The organism is Pseudovibrio sp. Ad46 (assembly GCF_001623065.1).
Classification (GTDB): domain Bacteria; phylum Pseudomonadota; class Alphaproteobacteria; order Rhizobiales; family Stappiaceae; genus Pseudovibrio.
This window is the reverse complement of the sequence record NZ_LMCG01000005.1, coordinates 417,211-434,188: the sequence shown is the minus strand read 5'-3', so window position 1 is coordinate 434,188 and position 16,978 is coordinate 417,211. Positions and strand designations below refer to the sequence as shown.

Sequence of the window (16,978 nt, the reverse complement as noted above, 5' to 3'; positions counted from 1 at the left end):
CTAAGGTTCGGCGCTTTTCCTGATCATTTACAGGATAGACTCGATGTGAACTTTCTTTGCTTCTTCCCAGATCGCATCAATGAAGATACTGATGGTCTCGCGCAGTTCAACGCTGTTGTTTGGATCGACCTGTTCAGCAAGGAGCTCATCAAACAATCCTGCTTCTACAACTCGGCCTTCCACGACCTCCGCAATCTCAGGGGTGTACTTTTGTGCGATGAACTCGGTGATCACATCAAGTGTATCCACGGCTGCCTGCCTGATCTCAATGTCCGGGACAGAGAAATCTCCAGTCAGCAAGTTTGCCGGAAGCACAGAGGCCACGTCATGGTTTTCCGGCTCTGCTGCTTTTGCTTCGACTTTCGAAATAAACGCTGCAGTTTCCTCATCTTGTATAGCGCCGTTAGAACTCGACGCTGCATATTTTGCAGCTGTTACTTCATGATCGGAAATTAACGCGGCGAGTGGATCGCTATTCAATTTTTCGTCTGCATAGTGAACACCGGTTACGACCTGTCTTGATGTCAGGCTGTGGTTTTGGCCAGCTGAGAAACCGCAGGCGTTGCAGGCCTGATCGTACGCTTGTGTTCCAAGGGTTGCGCCATACTTGTCCTGAAGGGCAGTCCGGAACGCTCCCTGATCTGCTGCTTTTTGAGAATCTAGGTTGCCCTGCAGAGCAAGCCAGGAGACAAAACGACCCTGTATAGACGTGCTTGCCTGACGGGTTTGCACATTCCCATCCGCAACCGTCAGCTTTTGAGAAGGCGCTGAATCGACCGCGATATTCTGAAAATTGCTCAAGCTAACTGAAGTCATAGTGTCCATCCCATTCTGCTGGTTTCTTTTGTAATGGGATCAGGCTAACGCTAAGTCAGAAACGCCCCTGTTTTATTCATCACAGCGCTCATGACACCTGAGTAACAACTCTGTCAGATAGGGGATGAGAAGCAGTCATTGTTGGCCATTTTTATGGAGTAAGGAGCTGAAAGGCTTTGACTTTATGAGAGGCAACGCGAACTGGACCACGCCCGCCTAAAACCGTGAATAACTGAATCAATTTCAGCCAACCCAAGCTGATTTGTTCAGTTTGGCGTTGTTGGAGAGTTCCGAATTAAGCCGCAACTCAAATCTGCCAGTTATTGAAGTCAGAGTTTAAAGGCAAGCATGACAATCGTGAGTGAGAGCCCAAAGCAATCTTTCTTCATGCTCTCACCAAGTTACACCCATGCCACTTTACCTATGCGGACTCTGGATGCATCCTCACTCACTTGTTGCGCTGATTGTAGCAAGCCCGCATTTTTGCTGTCTCACGAGAGCTTAACTTTGCTTTTGGGCGATAGATATCAAACTCAAATGTTTCGCTACGGCCAGCGTCAGCACGAAACCCCTGAGGTGCATTTGGTTTGATCTCTTTCAAGCATGAACCGTACGCTTTGAAAGAGATAAAGGCGCGCTTACTTTGTTCGCTTGAGCCACAAGCACCCAGAAGGCTGAGCATTGCGATTGAGGCCAGCACAAGGGGCGCAGATTTCATTTTCATAAAGCAGAGCTTTCGTTGTTTGGGTGACACTTCTTATGATTTGATCGCTTCACGTTTGCGACAAAGCCAGTGCTCTTGAATGCGCCAATTTTGGTTGCTTCAAAATGAGCGTTACTGAGCTTCTGACATGCCGAAAATCGACGGCATGGATACCACAAAAAGTGAGAGGCACAACATGGTGACGGCGCCAAATGCTCGTTAGAAGCAAATTACAACTTCAGGCGCAACCTTGCCGGAATACCCGCTCTGATATAAGACTGCGTCCTCTTATTATCGCTGAAATTTAAAGGGGGTCGTGCGGCTATGATTACTTGTTATGTGCATTATGAGTTGAACCCGGCAAAGGTTGCTGAGTTTGAGCATTATGCCCGGCTTTGGATTCCGTTGGTTGAGAAGTTTGGTGGCCAGCATCACGGGTATTTTCTGCCCCATGAAAGTGCAAATGATTTGGCGTTGGCTTTGTTCTCGTTTCCATCGCTCGCAGCCTATGAGCAGTATCGCAAAGACAGCATGGAAGACGAAGAGTGCCAGAAGGCCTTTGCCTATGCTGAAGAAACACAGTGCATCCGTCGGTATGACCGCCAATTTTTGCGGCCTGTGCTGAAGTAACCCGGGGCGTGGTGCCTGAGGTGAAGTCTACTTTGTATGTTTCAAAGAGTATTCGACCACCTTGTCGCCTGCGATAAGCAAGAGGAGTTTCTTAGAGTCCCGTTTTACTTCAACAGGGCATTTCTTGGAGGCTTCGGCTTTGATTTCCGTGAGTTTTTTGTCGAGGGAGGCGAGTTCGCGTTCGGCTTTCCGGAAGTCATTCCGTTTTTTGCTAGCTTTTTTCCAATGGGGGGCAAGCTTTAAGAGGTTGGCTTGGGCTTCATCATACTCTTTGTCTTCACTGAGTTTTTTGACGTCGCCTTTGTTTTTCTTGCTTGCCTCATTCAGCTGAGCGACCAGCTTGTTGTAAAGCTTGTCGAGGTCTTCAAAACCGCTGCTTTCGCGCTCCAATGAGTTTTTGAGCCGCGTCAGCTTTCCATGCGCTTCAGAGATTTTGGAGACTTTTGGGGAGTCCTCAACGGCTGCCTCATAACTTTTTTCAAGGAAGGTCTTATTGCCCAACTCCTTGTCAAACTTAGTAATGTCCAGCAGGTGGATGCCGTGTTTGTGGTCCATCTTCTGTTTGAGATCAGAGAAGCCACTGCGGAAATCAGAAAGGTTCTTAAAGGTCTTCAGGGTTTTTCCGGCCATTTTTTTCACCTGCTTTTGCTCTTTCAAAAAACGCTAATGCAAAACAGGCAGGCTCAAAAGGAAGAGGTCTTTCGTTAGTTAAGCAAAGCAGAACCGGAGGTGACAAAAGCAAGAGTTACAGCGAGACAATTCGTATTGGTCTGTCTGAAAGACTAAGCCGGAAACGGCACAGGTCTTCCCCCACGCACAAACGTTCCTTTGAGAATTTAAAGTGGGTGGGTTGAGTAAAATACTATTTCCTCAAAACCTGAAATATCCTAGTAGTTTTGCTGGGCAATGCAGCAAGGGCCGACCCTTTTGATTTTCCCAACCTCCGTTCACTCGCAGTGCTTTGAGCAAGACAAAGCGCGCGCAGCATTGGTTTGTCAAAAAATGAAAAGCTTCACCGCCGCTTGTCAAAAGATTGCAAAAGACTCCGTCGGTCTGTTCTGGATTATGGTCAAGACCATGGTTCCCGTGATGATCCTTGTGCGCATTCTGATGGAATTAGGGCTGGTTGATTATCTTGGCGTTGCGCTTGAACCGCTGATGGGACTGATGGGACTGCCTGCTGCGACGGGGCTTGTGCTTGCTGTTGGCCTGCTGGTGAGCACTTATTCTGCCGTGGCTGTGATGCTGACGATTTTGCCACTGGTGTCGCTGAGTGTTGCTGATGTAACCGTGCTGCTTTCTGTGGTGCTGATCGCCCATGCATTGCCACTGGAGCAGAGTATTTCCCGCCGTGCCGGGATCAGCTTTGTGTTTTCCTCCAGCCTGCGTTTCGTGGTGGGCATCACCTATGGCATGGTGCTGAACCTGTTCTACTCTGCGGGTGGCTGGCTGCAGCAGCCGATCCAGCTTGACTGGTTGCCTTTCGCCCCAACGATTGAAGAGACATGGCTGCAGTGGGGTTATTCCAGTGCATCTCTGCTCTTCACCATGTTCTGGATTATCATGGGGCTGATCATCTTCCTGAAGCTTCTGGAACTGATGAAGATCACTGACCTGATTGGCTGGCTGCTCTCTCCATTACTGCGCCTCATGGGCATCAGCAAGGCGGCAACGCCGATCACCATGGTTGGTGTTTTGCTTGGGCTTTCTTACGGTGGTGGTCTCATCATCAAAGAAGCGCAGGAAGGCAAGTTATCCTCTCGCGATGTGGTGTTGTCGCTTTCTTTCATGGGCATCTGCCATGGGTTGATTGAGGATCCGCTGGTGATGATGGCGTTTGGCGCGCACTGGTCCGGCGCACTGGTTGGGCGCTTTGTGTTCTGCGTTGCAGCGATGGCGCTGATTGGTCGTCTGATCCAGATGATGCCGGAGGACGCATTCAACCGGTTCCTTTACCGCCCAGCGAAAACAGCCAAGGCGGTTGGCTGATACCCTATCCTGTTCGTGATGCTTGGTTACGTTTCAGGAACACGCCTCGCTTAAGATGTTTTGCAGTGAGCCTCCTCTGGTCTGATTGCGGAACACGTGCATGAACGAAACACCTCCTCAAGAGACGCGCACTCCTAACGAGGCCTGGTTTGAAACCAGGTGGTGGTGGCGGGTGAAGATGTGGCTGCAGTGGACCAGCTGGCTGCAGTACCTGCCCAATCTGGTGGTTGTGGTGCTGTTGCTGGTGTTGGCTGGGATCGGTGCGCTGGTCGGGTGCTGGTCATTTCTGTTGGTGGATTTGCCGCTTATTCTTGCGGTGCTGTTGTTTTTTAATCTGGTTTTCGATGTGGTGACGGTTCGATATGGCTTTCACCCGGAAGAGCCGCTGCCAACCAGCCTTGAGCATCTGGATGCATTTGAGTTGCTGCGGGCGCGGGTCTCGTGCCGGTCCTTTCAAAAGCGGCTTATGAGCGAAGAACATCGCCAAATGGTGCTTTCATTGGCAGAGCGGACTAGCAGGCCAGAACATTGTCTGAGCCCTCACTCCATTCGCTTTGAGTATGTTGACAATCCGCTTGTGGTTTGGCCTGCAGTTGGGACGCATGAGTTTTTGGTGGCTATTGCACCGCGTGCGTATCATGAGATGGCGGTGGTGGATGTCGGACGCAGTTTGCAGAAGGTGGTGATTGAGGCCACACGGCAAGGGCTGGCAACCTGCTGGATTGGGCCGGGAGCGGACCACAAGAGCATCATCAAACATCTGGGCGCACGGTTTGATCCTGAGAAGGATCACATCATCTGCGTTTGCGGGTTTGGGTATCGCTCCCGCTACACCCCGTTGGCGATCCGCCTCATCCAGAAGGCACAGCGGCATCGGCTGGATGTGCAGGACTTGTTCTTTGCGGATGCTGGTTTTGCCAAGCCGCTGAACACGAACGCACGGCCCTATCGGGAGTTTGGGCGATGTTATGAGGTGTGCCAGTGGTCGCCCTCCTCCTACAATGCACAGCCGACACGGGGTGTCGTGCTTGCGGAGAATGCGAGGATACGGCGGGTGGATTTTTGTGCGGCGACGCATTCACGGTACTACGCCATGGTCGCCTTGGGGATCTGGTTGGCGAACTGGGAATGCGGGTGTGAGGCGCTTGGCAAGGCGGGGCGGTTTGAGCAGTTATCCTCTGAGGACCGTGGTGAAGGACCGTTTCCGGATCTGCCACGCTATGTCATCTCGTGGGTACCTGAGGAGACGAGCTCCTCAGGCTGAGCTTATCGGCTTAGACCCAGCGGACGTGCTTTGTGGTGTTGCTGGTGTGGTCGGCTGTTGATGGGCTGGCGTGTTTTTGTTGTGGTGATTTCAGCTCGCTCAACGCATCCTCAATGATATCGTTGAAGCTCTCGACCGTGACGGAGCTCAGGAACGTCTCATCCTCCCGCTTCTCAATGAGCCGCTCAATAGCGAGATCGCGGATTGGCGGGATGTTGGCCGTAAAGTAGGTGCCTGTCGCCTCGCTGTCCCAGCCGATGCCAGGGACGCCGTGCTGCTCGGCCAGTGCGGGGAAATTCTCCCAGTTCAGCTGTCGCGACAGGTCATGGATGGCGACTTCTGCATTTTCTGGCAGAGAGTGCAGGAAGCTTTGTTCTGCGTATTTCCAGACCTGCTTTTCAAAGCGCTCAACGGCGATCTTCATCGGGTTAGGTGTTTCGGAAACTCTCAGGGCCTCCCCTTTCTCGACAGGTCTTTGGTCTCGCAGCACATTACGGTAGATACTCTGCAGCAGTTCATTGCCCCATGCTTTGGAGGTGGCATTTTCAGCCAGCAGTGGGTCATACTTCCCGGCAATTTCTGTGCTGAGGCGGGCCATCAGTTCCCGTTCTACGTGGAAGGGGTTCCGCTCCGTGTATTTGCCATCTGCGCGAGCAGCGAGAAGTTCGGTGTTTGTCTCCGGGGTCTCAATGATCTCACTTTGGAACGAAGGAACCGTCTGATGAGCCTTGTTCTGAACCAGATTGTTGATCGGATCGTGCTTCACATCTTCAGAGAGGGCCTTGATGCGCACTGCTGAGCTTTCGTTTCTCAGCACCTGATGTTCTGCAAAGTTGACGCCTTCCTGCACTTGCCGGGATGTCAGGCTGTGGCTTGTGCCAGGATTCTGGTCGCAAGCCCGACAGGCGGCCTGATAGGCTTTCTCGCCCAGCGTTTTGCCGTAGTGGTTGGTGAGCGCCAGACGGAAGGCGCCCTGATCTGCTTGCTTTTGCTCAGCGCCTTCGGCCTGTTGCTTGACCCATGTGACGAGCCGGCCAGCGATTGCGGTGCTGGAGTGGGTCTTCACCTGTCCCTCAGCAACCGAGAGCTTGCCATCCTGCGGGATGGTGTGTGCGGCGGAGACAAAACTGTTCAAACCAATCGCTGTCATTGTCCAACTCCCATGATGTCAGCGGCCCGGGCATGCTGCCCTCCCACCTTCCAGAGTAAGCAATGCATTTGCTAGTTGCTGTTCTGAGCGTCACAGGGAACAGTGGGATTTCATAGGGAAGACTGCGTAGTTGGCACTATTTGTCATGCTCCTTCAGGAAGGCATAGATGATTTCGTGGAGGCGTTCGCCGTCGAAGCTGGGAAAGTGACCGCCGTGGATGGTACGGACGGGGATGTCCAGCAGGCGCTTCATACTGGCGATGTAGTCCGCCATGTTGGAGTGGTAGCAGTCTGTCACCAGCGGGCCGTCATAGACGATGTCTCCTGCGATCAGGGTTTCTGTCGCTTTTTCCCATAAGGCGATACCGCCGGGGGAATGGCCGGGTGTATGGATGACCTCGAAGTGCCGATCTCCGGTGGTGAGCACTTCGCCATCTTCCAGCAGGTGGCTGGCAGGGGCTGGTTTGACGGCGTATTCGGAGGACTTGTAGGGCTCTGGCGGAAGCGCGTCGAAGATATCGTCAGTTGCGTAAGGATCAGCCAGCGTGTTCTGACGGGTTGGATGGGCCAGCAGGTCAGCTTCTGCGATATGGATCAAGCGATGCGGGAACTCGTGGTGGCAGCCGATATGGTCAAAGTGGGTGTGACTGGCGACGGCCATGACGGACTTTTCAGCGGTGAGCGCCACATGCTGCCGCAGGCTGACAACGCCCATGCCACTGTCCACCAACAGATCCTTGTGGCGTCCACGCACATGCCAGATGTTGCAGCGGTAGAACTGCTTGATGTAGGGCTCATCAATCAGCGTTATGTCATCTGCCAGTTTCGTGGTGCGATACCACTTCTGGGCCGGAATGCGTTCCACCGCTCATCCCTCCTGCTTGATCAGAGAAGTCCATCATAGCCAGCTCTGGTGTGCAGGGGGATAACTTTATTTGGTGGGAGTTATTTCGCCCCGCAAAATGCTGCGGGACGGAGGAACTCAGGAAAAACGGAAAGAACGCAAATGAACGCACATAGCAACGCAAGCTCGGTTTTGCGGGGTTGTCCCCGTTTTAGGCGTTGCTGCTTGGGGAGTAATCCGCGGCATTCACAGTTTTTGGGCGACCTTCCAGCGAGAGGCTGGTGATGCGTGGGGCAGTTTCGGCGATGACCTTGCCGCGGCGAACAACAGTGAGGCGAGTTGCCTTCATGCGGAGGGCTTCAATGGCATCTTGTGCCTGAAGCAACACGAAGTCTGCGTTGCCACCGACTTTGACGCCGTAGCCTTCCAGCCCCATGATCTTTGCAGAGTTTGTTGTGACGGCCTCATAGCAATAGCGGAGGTCATCACGACTGGAGAGCTGGCCTACATGCAGGCCCATGCTGGCGACTTCCAGCATGTCTGCGTTGCCCAGCGAGTACCAGGGATCCATCACACAGTCATGACCGAAGCCGACGGTGATGCCGAGTTCGCGCATTTCGCGCACGCGGGTTTGGCCACGGCGTTTCGGGTAGGTGTCGTGACGGCCCTGAAGCATGATGTTGATCAGCGGGTTGGCAATGGCACAGACATCGGCTTCTGCCATCAAAGGCAGCAGCTTGGAAACGTAGTAATTGTCCATGGAATGCATGGAGGTGAGATGTGATCCAGTCACCCTGCCCTGCATGCCCAAGCGCCGTGTCTCGTAAGTCAGTGCCTCAATGTGGCGTGAGAGAGGATCATCGGATTCATCGCAGTGCACGTCCACCCGCAGGCCGCGTTGTGCTGCAATTTCCATGAGGGCCTTCACGGAGCGGGCACCGTCTTCCATAGTGCGCTCAAAGTGCGGGATGCCGCCGACCACATCCACGCCCATATCCAGTGCGCGGAGCAGGTTGTTTTCCGCCGTTGGTGAACGGTAGAAGCCATCTTGCGGAAAGGCGACCAGCTGCAAGTCGATATAAGGTGCAATGCGTTGCTTTACATCCAGCAGGGCCTCCACGCCCAGCAGACGGTCATCACAGACATCCACGTGAGACCGGATGGCCAGCAGGCCTTGCGAGACTGCCAGATCGCAATAGCGCAGGGCACGTTCGACAACCGCATCAATGGTCAATAACGGTTTCAGCTCTCCCCAAAGGCTGATGCCTTCCAGCAAGGTGCCGCTCTCGTTCATTCTTGGCAGACCGAGGGAAAGGGTGGCATCCATATGGAAGTGCGGGTCAACAAATGGTGCTGAGACCAGCTGGCCCTGTGCATCAATCACACGCTCCGCTTCTGCGGTGATGCCCTTTTCAATCGCGGTGATTGTGCCGTTTTTCACCGCGATATCTACACCAGCTTCGCCAGTGGTCAGAACTGCGTTTTTGACAAGGAGATCCAGAGACATGAGTGGTGCCTTTCTTGCTTTTCCAGCTTAACGCTGACCACGGAAATAAGGTTGCAGCAGGGCGCGCGGGTAGTCTGCCTTGCGAGCCACAAGCACCAGCGCCACGATGGATAGCAGATACGGGATCATCAGGAAGACCTGCGATGGGATCACCGCGCCGACCTCGTTTTGCAGGCGGATCTGGAAGGCATCAAACGCGCCAAACAGCAGCGCGCCCAGCAAAGCCTTGCCCGGTCTCCAGCTTGCAAACACCACCAGTGCAATGCAGATCCAGCCGCGTCCGTTGATCATGCCAAAGAAGAAGGCATCAAAGGCGGACATGGTGAGGAAGGCACCGCCCAGCGCCATCAGCGCAGACCCGGCCATGATTGCCCCGATACGTAGCGCAAAGACCGAGAGGCCCTGTGCTTCAACAGCGGATGGATTGTCACCCACGGCGCGGATGGCGAGACCCAGCGGGGTGCGATAGAGCACGTAGCTGACCAGCAAGACCATGGCGAGTGCCAGAAAGGTCATGGATGTTTGCTGGAAGAGGGCTGGGCCAATGAAAGGCAGATCTGAAAGAACAGGAATATCAAGCGGTTGGAATGCCTCGATCCGTGGTGGACTGGAGACCTTTGGCAGAGCTGTGCGGTAGGTGAAGTAGCTGACCGAGGTTGCAAACATAGTTATGCCAAGGCCTGACACGTGCTGAGACAAGCCCAGCGGCACTGTGAGGATGCCGTGGAGCAAGCCGAAAAATGCCCCAGCCAGTGCTGCGACGAGGATGCCGCCCCAGAGGCTAGCTCCGAGCCAAACAGCCATCCAGCCACACATGGCGCCAACCACGAAGATGCCCTCAATACCGAGGTTGAGCACCCCTGCCCGCTCGCAGACCAAGGCACCTAATACACCAAAGATGAGCGGGGTTGCGATGCGGATGGCAGCAGCCCAGAAATTTGCAGAGAGAAGAATATCAATATATTCCATGGCTTATGCCTCCCCTTTGGCGACAAGTGGTGTCTTTTTGGGCCTGACAAAGCGGATTTTGAAGCGCACGAATAGGCTGGAAATCAATACGCAGATCAAAGACATGGCGACCACAAGATCAGCAATATAACTGGACACGCCCATGGCACGGCTCATGCTATCTGCCCCCACAAAGACTGCTGCAATGAAGATGGCGGCCATGACCACACCAACGGGTGAGAGACCTGCAAGCATCGCAACGACAACGCCGGTGTAACCGAAGCCCGGGGAGATATCGGCAGTCAAATACCCTTTGAGGCCAGCCACTTCGCTGACACCAGCAAGGCCTGCAAGTGCACCGGAGATCAAGCCGACTTTGATGAATGTGGAGGTGACCGGAATGCCAGCATGTTTTGCGGCAGAGACGTTTTCACCCGTTGCACGGATTTCAAAACCCCAGACGCTGCGCTTCATCATGATGTAGATGATCAGGGCTGATGCCAGTGCGATCACGAGGCCCCAGTGGATGCGCATGCGGGCGAACATTTTGGGCAGTGTGGCGGCGCTGGTCATGGGTTCTGACTGCGGCCAGCCCATGCCCATGGGGTCTTTCATGGGGCCTTCCAGCATCATCTGCACAAACAGCAGCACGACGAAGTTGAGCAGCAAGGTGGTGACCACTTCATCCGCGCCCAGCTTCGTTTTCAGCAGGGTTGGCACCAGCATCAAGGTGCCGCCAGCAATCATGCCTGCCAGTATAATCAGCGGGATCATAATGTAGGCGGGCGCGGAGATTGCGCCGGAGCCGATGGCGACTGCTGCGAGTGCGCCCACATAGAGCTGGCCTTCTGCACCGATGTTCCAGAGTTTGGCACGAAAGGCGACACTTACGGCCAGACCCGTGAAAATGAGTGGCGTTGCGCGGGCCAAAAGCTCAGAGAATGCGAACTTGGAGCCGAATGCGCCTTTGAAGATGTGCCCGTAGGCGGCGAAAACTTCTCCCCCTGCTGCTGCAATGGGGATCGCGGCAAGCACGAGCGCGGTGATTCCGGCGATAACTGGCAGGGCAAACGCGAAGAGCGAAGAAACATTGGTACGAGGTTCAAACCGGATCATGCTGCTTGTTCCCCTTTTATGGATTGTCCTGCCATCATCAGGCCAACCTGTTTCTTATCCAGCTTTTCCGTCTCCACTGGCTCGCAGATATGCCCGCGATGGATCACGGCAATCCTGTCGGATAACTGGAAGAGTTCGTCCAGATCTTCCGAGATGAGAAGGATGCCTGCGCCTCTGTCTCGCGCCTCTTGCAGGCGGCGGTGCACATCAGCTGTTGCCCCTACATCCAGCCCTCTGGAAGGCTGGGCGGCAAGGACGATATTGGGTTGCTGGTCCAGCGTTCTGGCGAGGACGATTTTTTGGATGTTCCCGCCGGAAAGCAGACGGGAGACAGCAAGCGGGCCGGAGCAGCGAATGTCATAGGCCTTGATAGCCTCCTGAGCACGCTTGCGAATTTCGTTGAAGCGGAGAAGGCCGAAGCGTTGGTAAGCGGCCCCACGAATTTCCTCCAGAACGAGGTTTTCCTCTACCGACATGGCGCCAACGATGCCGTCGTGATGACGGTCTTCCGGGATGCGGGCCACACCGGATTTGATGGCAGCCGCAGCACTGGCCTTGAGCGGTTTGCCGTTGAGCTGGACGGAGCCAGAGGTAGGGATTTCCAACCCTGCGATGACCTTAGCAAGGGTGCTTTGGCCGTTGCCGGAGACGCCTGCGAGGCCGATGATTTCCCCCTTACGGAGGGCGAGATTGACGTTCTCGATCTGCTCGCGGCCATCACCAGCGCTGACACCAGCAAAAACCAGCGTTTCGTCTTCCGGATAGCCGGGTTTGCGTTCTGCAGTTTGGACGGAATGCCCGACCATCACCTCAGCCAGTTGGTGGCGATCACACTGCGATGTCGGCAGGTCAGCAACCATCCGGCCCCCTCTGAGAACCGCAACACGATCAGACGCGCCCAGTACCTCGGCCATCTTGTGGGAGATGAAGATGATCGCTATGCCTTTGGCGGCGAGCAGCTTCAAGGTTTTGAAAAGACTGTCGGATTCCTGAGGTGTGAGAACCGCTGTGGGTTCGTCCAGCACCAGAATGCGGGCGTCGCGGTAGAGCGCTTTGAGGATTTCGACACGCTGTCTTTCACCAACAGCGAGCTTGGAGACGCGCAGATCCAGATCAACTTCTAGGCCGGAGCTCTGCATCAGCTCCTGCAGTTTTGCCCGCGCTTTGGAGCGGCTGAAGCGGCGTGAGAACAGGCTCTCAGTGCCCAAAACGATGTTCTCAAGCCCCGTCAGGTTCTCAGCCAGCGTGAAGTGCTGGTGAACCATACCTATCCCCGCTTCAAGGGCCGCCTGAGGAGCGCCGGGCTCCAAATCTACCAGAATACCGGAGGAGTGGCGTACCATGACACGTCCTTGATCAGCCACATAATGACCGAACAGGATATTCATGAGCGTGGTTTTCCCCGCTCCGTTCTCACCCAGCAACGCAACGATTTCCCCGGCACGCAGGTCCAGATTGACGTTTCCGTTAGCAACCAGATCACCGAAGATCTTGGTTATGTTTTGAAGAGATAAAAGCGGATGCCCGCTCTCAGTTTCTGGCATGGGATACCCTTGGACTGACGAGGTTATGCGCGTAGCAGGCGGAGAAGACGGGCCGGGATATCCCCCCGACCCGATCAGCGTTAATTGGAGGACTTTGGCTCTTCGTCGTTGATCTCAACGGTAAAGGAGCCATCCAGAATGCTCGCTTCGACAGCTTTGACCTTACCAAGAAGGTCCGCATCCACCAGCGTTTCATCAACCACCAGCGAACCACCAGCATGGCCCATGAAGGAGTACTTGCCGTAGTCTTCAGCCTTGAAGTTATTCGCCTTTACAGCCGCAATCGCAGTGTCAATTGTTGGCTCCATATGCCAGATGGCAGAGGCGAGGATGGTGTTTGGATAGTCGGCAGCGGTGTCGATCACATTGCCAATCGCGAAGATGCCTTTTTCCATAGCCGCATCAGACACACCGAAGCGTTCTGCATACAAAACATCCGCACCAGCATCGATCATGGCGTAAGCGGTTTCTTTCGCTTTTGGCGGATCGTACCAGGAGTTGATGAAGTTGACTGTGAAAGTCACCTCTGGATTGGTTGCCTTAGCACCATTCATGAATGCGTGCATGAGACGGTTCACTTCCGGAATAGCAAAGCCGCCGATCATGCCGATTTTGCCGGACTTGGATTTCGCACCTGCGATCATACCGGACAGGTAGGATGGTTCGTGAATGAAGTTGTCGAACACCGCGAAGTTTGGCTCAGCTGCCGGGAAGGACGAGCCCATGAGGAAAGCTGTTTCCGGGTATTCTGCAGCCACGTTGCGCGCTGCGCGTTCTACTGCAAACGCCTCGCCAACAATGAGCTGATGACCAGCTTCGGCGTACTCACGCATAACGCGCTCATAGTCGGTGTTGGCTGTGTTCTCGGAATAGACGTAGGTGATGTCACCGCGTTCTGCCGCTGCGTTGAGCGCTTGGTGGATACGTCCAACCCATTGCTGCTCAACAGGAACGGTGTAAATCGCTGCGACCTTGAGAGGTTCGGCAGCTAAAACTTTTGCTGGTGAATAAACCGCGATTATGGCCGCAAAAACAGCTACGGCTGCGAGAACATGACGTCTCACCAAACCGTTCAAACGTGTCGCAAACATGCACACCCCCTGAAATCAATAATTGTGCAGGGCTGCAGATCAGACTGCAGCCGCAATCTGCCCTATCTCGCATTTTAAGTGAAAAGGTCCTGAGCAGGACGAAGGCATTAAAAATGGCTGTATACGAGACAAAGCGGCTAATGACTAGATGCCTCAGAAGTATTTTTTGCGTGACGGCACGTAAATTAATGCAGATCACACAGTACTTTTCTTATGGTATTCAGCTATTTATCGACTGTATAAATATTATTGGACCACTATATAGCTGTGGATTGAGCTAAATGACGATAAAACACTCGAATCGAAGCAACATTATGAAATTTTACTTTTCGGTCAAATAATTTCAATCAATATTATTTTGCAATATTTTCCATGGATTGAAAAATAGCACACAGCGCCTAATGATTGCTCTGATTGCCTAAATTGCATCCACGTAGCAAGCTGATTTTATGCAGGAATTGACGCTTTCTGCTCATGGAGCAGGCAATACGAGCATCAACGGATCGCTGAGAAAAATTTGGGAATTGTTGTAGTTGCGAGTATTTTGGCAACCCTCGCAGGCTGCACAGAGGAGTGCAATCGCACCCCTCACATTGCAATATCATGTCGCTCAGGCAGTCACGGTTGCTGCTTCCCAGTCGGTCAGGATCTGCATGATCTGACGGCTGTCCTCAACACTCGGAGCCGGGCTTTCCAGCGCCTTGTTGCCAGCTTCGATCGCTTCGCGGATCGCTCTGACCTGATAAATAAAGGCGTTGCCGTCTGCCGTAACTGTGCGCGTGTCGCCCGGCTTTTCGTAGGGGGTGACCGTGAAGATATTCCCCTCAGCTTCCGGTAGCCATGGGTTGGAATTCAACACCAGACTTGCCTTGGAGCCAAGCATTGTGAAACCAGCATGGAGACCGTAGTCTTCCGCCGTGTGAAGCTGGCAAACAACACCGTTATTCAACCGCAACGTTGCTGCAGACTCGCAGATGTTCCCATCTGCACCACGCCGGCCCATAGCCGATATGTTATAATTATCAAAGATATGGGTCGGGAATGCAGTCTGTAACAGAAGATGCATCAGCGACGTTGGATAGCAACCAAGGTTATAAAGTGCCCCCTTGCTGTGTGGGTTCACGAACCTGGCAATTGACGCGCAGTACTGAGCTGTAATCGACTGGATCTCACCCAACTCACCAGAAGCAACCACATCGCGAATAGCAGCTGCAAACGGGTGGTTCAGGTACATCAATCCTTCCACGAAGAATACACCGTTCTCGGCAACCGCTTTCAGCGCCTGATCGGTTTTTTCCATGTCGATAGACAGCGACTTTTCGCAAAGGATTGCTTTCCCCGCATTTGCTGCCTTGACCACATACTCGTGGTGAATGTGGTTTGGGAGAGCGATGTAAATGATATCAACGGCTTCGTCTTCAATCAACTCGTTGAAGTCATCAAAGGTATGCTCAACATCGTACTTTTCTGCGAAGACTTTCAGAGGCACTTCTGACCGGCCTGCCACGGAATGTATCCGCGTCGATCCTTCCGCTTGTATAGCGTCTGCCATTGTCAGCGAGATGAAGCTTGTTCCGAGAAAGCCCCAGTTCAGTTTCGACATTGTTTTTCTCCAGAACACAGGATCCCGAGAACATCACGGGAAGAACTCCGGAAATAACCCTAATCACATTTAAGGAAGGAGAAAATACCAGAGATCAATAGCTTACTGCTTATCCAAGTTTATCGATAAAAGAGCAGGTACTCGTCGCTAAGTACTTACAATTTTACTGAACCAACGGGCTGTCAGAACCAAGTAAATCAATACCTTTTATCTCAGCAGACCCTGCCAGGATAGTGATGTATTGAGACACTGCTTTAGACCAGCTTGCGGCTTCCAACCATGCTCTGATGGTTTCCTCAACATGCTCGAATGGCAGGGTATTTCCCTCAATCTTCCTGTTCAGGAAAATGATGTGGTAGCCGAACTTGGTCTCAACAGGTTCGCCTGTCATCTGTCCTGCATGCATCGATTGGAGCGCTTTTTCAAACTCCGAAACTGTGCTTCCCTTGGTCAATTGGCCCAGATTTCCGCCCGTTTCTTTTGAAGGGCAAGCGGAGTACTCCAACGCCAGATCTGCAAAGGCTTCTGGCTTGTCCTGAAGCAGTTTGATGACATCGTGGGCACGTGCTTTGGCTATGCTGCGGGCAGTGTGTTGATCTGGCCCAGCTGCAAACAGGATATGACTAGCTTCATAGATTGGCTCTGAACTGAAGCGTGTCCTGTTGTTTTCGTAGTAACGCTGGCACTCATCCTTAGAAGCTGTCGGGATCTCGACCTCCTGCTCAATCAGTTCTCTGATCGCTGCATCTTCAGGTGTCTCACTTCCGTCATCCATCTGTTCTGGTGCAGCCTCAATGTTCAAGGCCTTGGCTTGCTGCAACAGCAGTTCTCGGACGACTAACGCTCTCGCAGCAGCTTGCACTGCCTGACCTGGGTTCTCAGCCGGATGGTTTTGGGCTTCTGCCAGAATGTCTTGTTCTGAGATTTGGACCCCGTTGACCGACACATCCGTGATGATCGGTTTACTCTTGGGCGGCACTTTGGTGCTCGGCAGATCTACATCTGCCTGAGCACCTTCATTCAGATTTGGGTTGGTATAGAGATTGGCCATTTCACCTCACTCAGCAGGATGGCGTGGATTGGTGGAGTTGCGCTCACGCACGATCTGGTAACCGGGACGCCACAAGTATCTTGCCGGAACGCTGAGCATATGCACCAAGCGTGTGAACGGGAAGATGAGCAAGATCGTCAGCCCCACGAACAGGTGCAACTTGAAGATCCATGAAGCATCAACGACATAGCTTGCTGCATCACCACGGAATGTGAAGATGCCTTGTGCCCAGCTCATGAATTTGACCATTTCCTCACCGTCCAGATGCATGAGGGAAACAGGTATAGTTCCAAGCCCCAGAAGCAACTGAAAGCCCAGCAGACATATAATGAAGGTGTCCATTGTGCTGGAGACTGCTCGTACACGCGCATCATACAAGCGACGATGAATGAGCATCCCTGCACCAACAATCGCCATCAGGCCAGCAATACCGCCGACGACGACAGCAAGAACCTGCTTAGCACCGTGACTGATGCCCACCAGGTCGAACAGGACTATTGGGGTCAGCAATCCAACCAAGTGGCCAAAGAAGATGATCAGCACGCCTACATGAAAGAGCACTGAACCCCAGACCAACTGCTTGCGGCGCAGGAGCTGGCTTGAACCAGCACGCCAACTATAAGGCTCACGGTCATAACGGATGATTGTGCCTACAATCAAAACCGAGAGGGCGATGTATGGATATATTCCGAAGAACAACGTGTTGAAGAAGCCAGACATTT

Annotated in this window: 15 protein-coding genes; 3 read left to right on the top strand and 12 right to left on the bottom strand. The window is 53.4% G+C overall.

All coding sequences use genetic code 11. From position 1 onward, the window contains the following. Positions 1-27: 27 nt before the first annotated feature. Positions 28-816, bottom strand: a complete 789-nt coding sequence (locus tag PsAD46_RS03605; protein ID WP_063286580.1) for a hypothetical protein — start codon at positions 814-816, stop codon at positions 28-30. 1,027 nt (positions 817-1,843) lie between these two features. Between PsAD46_RS03605 and PsAD46_RS03595 the strand changes: the two genes are divergently transcribed. Then, on the top strand, positions 1,844-2,149 hold the full coding sequence (locus PsAD46_RS03595) for an NIPSNAP family protein (RefSeq protein WP_063306137.1): 306 nt from the start codon (positions 1,844-1,846) through the stop codon (positions 2,147-2,149). A 27-nt stretch (positions 2,150-2,176) separates the two neighbouring features. Here PsAD46_RS03595 and PsAD46_RS03590 read toward each other — a convergent pair whose 3' ends face one another. Beyond that, on the bottom strand, positions 2,177-2,779 hold the full coding sequence (locus PsAD46_RS03590) for a hypothetical protein (protein ID WP_063306136.1): 603 nt from the start codon (positions 2,777-2,779) through the stop codon (positions 2,177-2,179). Positions 2,780-3,151: 372 nt separating this feature from the next. On the opposite strand from PsAD46_RS03590, the gene PsAD46_RS03585 reads away from it, so the two are divergent. Further along, complete coding sequence (locus PsAD46_RS03585; protein WP_208980852.1) at positions 3,152-4,138, top strand: nucleoside recognition protein; 987 nt, start codon at positions 3,152-3,154, stop codon at positions 4,136-4,138. A 100-nt stretch (positions 4,139-4,238) separates the two neighbouring features. Then, positions 4,239-5,402 carry a nitroreductase family protein gene (locus PsAD46_RS03580; RefSeq protein WP_063306135.1) on the top strand — a complete coding sequence of 388 codons (1,164 nt, stop codon included), beginning with the start codon at positions 4,239-4,241 and terminating at the stop codon, positions 5,400-5,402. A gap of 10 nt (positions 5,403-5,412) precedes the next feature. Here the strand turns inward: PsAD46_RS03580 and PsAD46_RS03575 are convergent, their stop codons facing one another. The 10 genes from PsAD46_RS03575 to narI all read right to left on the bottom strand — a co-directional run bounded on the left by PsAD46_RS03575 (position 5,413) and on the right by narI (position 16,976). Then, positions 5,413-6,552, bottom strand: coding sequence for a hypothetical protein (locus PsAD46_RS03575; RefSeq protein ID WP_082831144.1), 1,140 nt, complete (start codon positions 6,550-6,552; stop codon positions 5,413-5,415). A 136-nt stretch (positions 6,553-6,688) separates the two neighbouring features. Continuing rightward, positions 6,689-7,417: an MBL fold metallo-hydrolase gene (locus tag PsAD46_RS03570; protein WP_063304340.1), complete on the bottom strand. Its 729-nt coding sequence runs from the start codon at positions 7,415-7,417 to the stop codon at positions 6,689-6,691. A 190-nt stretch (positions 7,418-7,607) separates the two neighbouring features. Further along, complete coding sequence (locus tag PsAD46_RS03565) at positions 7,608-8,903, bottom strand: amidohydrolase family protein (RefSeq protein WP_063306134.1); 1,296 nt, start codon at positions 8,901-8,903, stop codon at positions 7,608-7,610. 27 nt (positions 8,904-8,930) lie between these two features. Further along, positions 8,931-9,872 (bottom strand): ABC transporter permease, encoded by a 942-nt coding sequence (locus PsAD46_RS03560; RefSeq protein ID WP_063306133.1) that lies wholly within the window; start codon positions 9,870-9,872, stop codon positions 8,931-8,933. Positions 9,873-9,875: 3 nt separating this feature from the next. After that, complete coding sequence (locus PsAD46_RS03555; RefSeq protein ID WP_063306132.1) at positions 9,876-10,967, bottom strand: ABC transporter permease; 1,092 nt, start codon at positions 10,965-10,967, stop codon at positions 9,876-9,878. Beyond that, the gene (locus tag PsAD46_RS03550; RefSeq protein ID WP_063306131.1) at positions 10,964-12,511 is read right to left on the bottom strand and encodes an ABC transporter ATP-binding protein; all 1,548 of its coding nucleotides are present in this window, start codon (positions 12,509-12,511) and stop codon (positions 10,964-10,966) included. The genes PsAD46_RS03555 and PsAD46_RS03550 overlap by 4 nt, the downstream gene beginning before the upstream one ends. Before the next feature lie 80 nt (positions 12,512-12,591). Continuing rightward, positions 12,592-13,602: a BMP family protein gene (locus tag PsAD46_RS03545; RefSeq protein WP_063294186.1), complete on the bottom strand. Its 1,011-nt coding sequence runs from the start codon at positions 13,600-13,602 to the stop codon at positions 12,592-12,594. Positions 13,603-14,212: 610 nt separating this feature from the next. Further along, on the bottom strand, positions 14,213-15,205 hold the full coding sequence (locus PsAD46_RS03540) for a Gfo/Idh/MocA family oxidoreductase (RefSeq protein WP_084404318.1): 993 nt from the start codon (positions 15,203-15,205) through the stop codon (positions 14,213-14,215). Positions 15,206-15,368: 163 nt separating this feature from the next. Then, positions 15,369-16,256, bottom strand: coding sequence for a peptidylprolyl isomerase (locus PsAD46_RS03535; protein ID WP_063306130.1), 888 nt, complete (start codon positions 16,254-16,256; stop codon positions 15,369-15,371). A 6-nt stretch (positions 16,257-16,262) separates the two neighbouring features. Next, positions 16,263-16,976, bottom strand: a complete 714-nt coding sequence (gene narI, locus PsAD46_RS03530; protein ID WP_063304333.1) for a respiratory nitrate reductase subunit gamma — start codon at positions 16,974-16,976, stop codon at positions 16,263-16,265. Positions 16,977-16,978 lie beyond the last annotated feature (2 nt).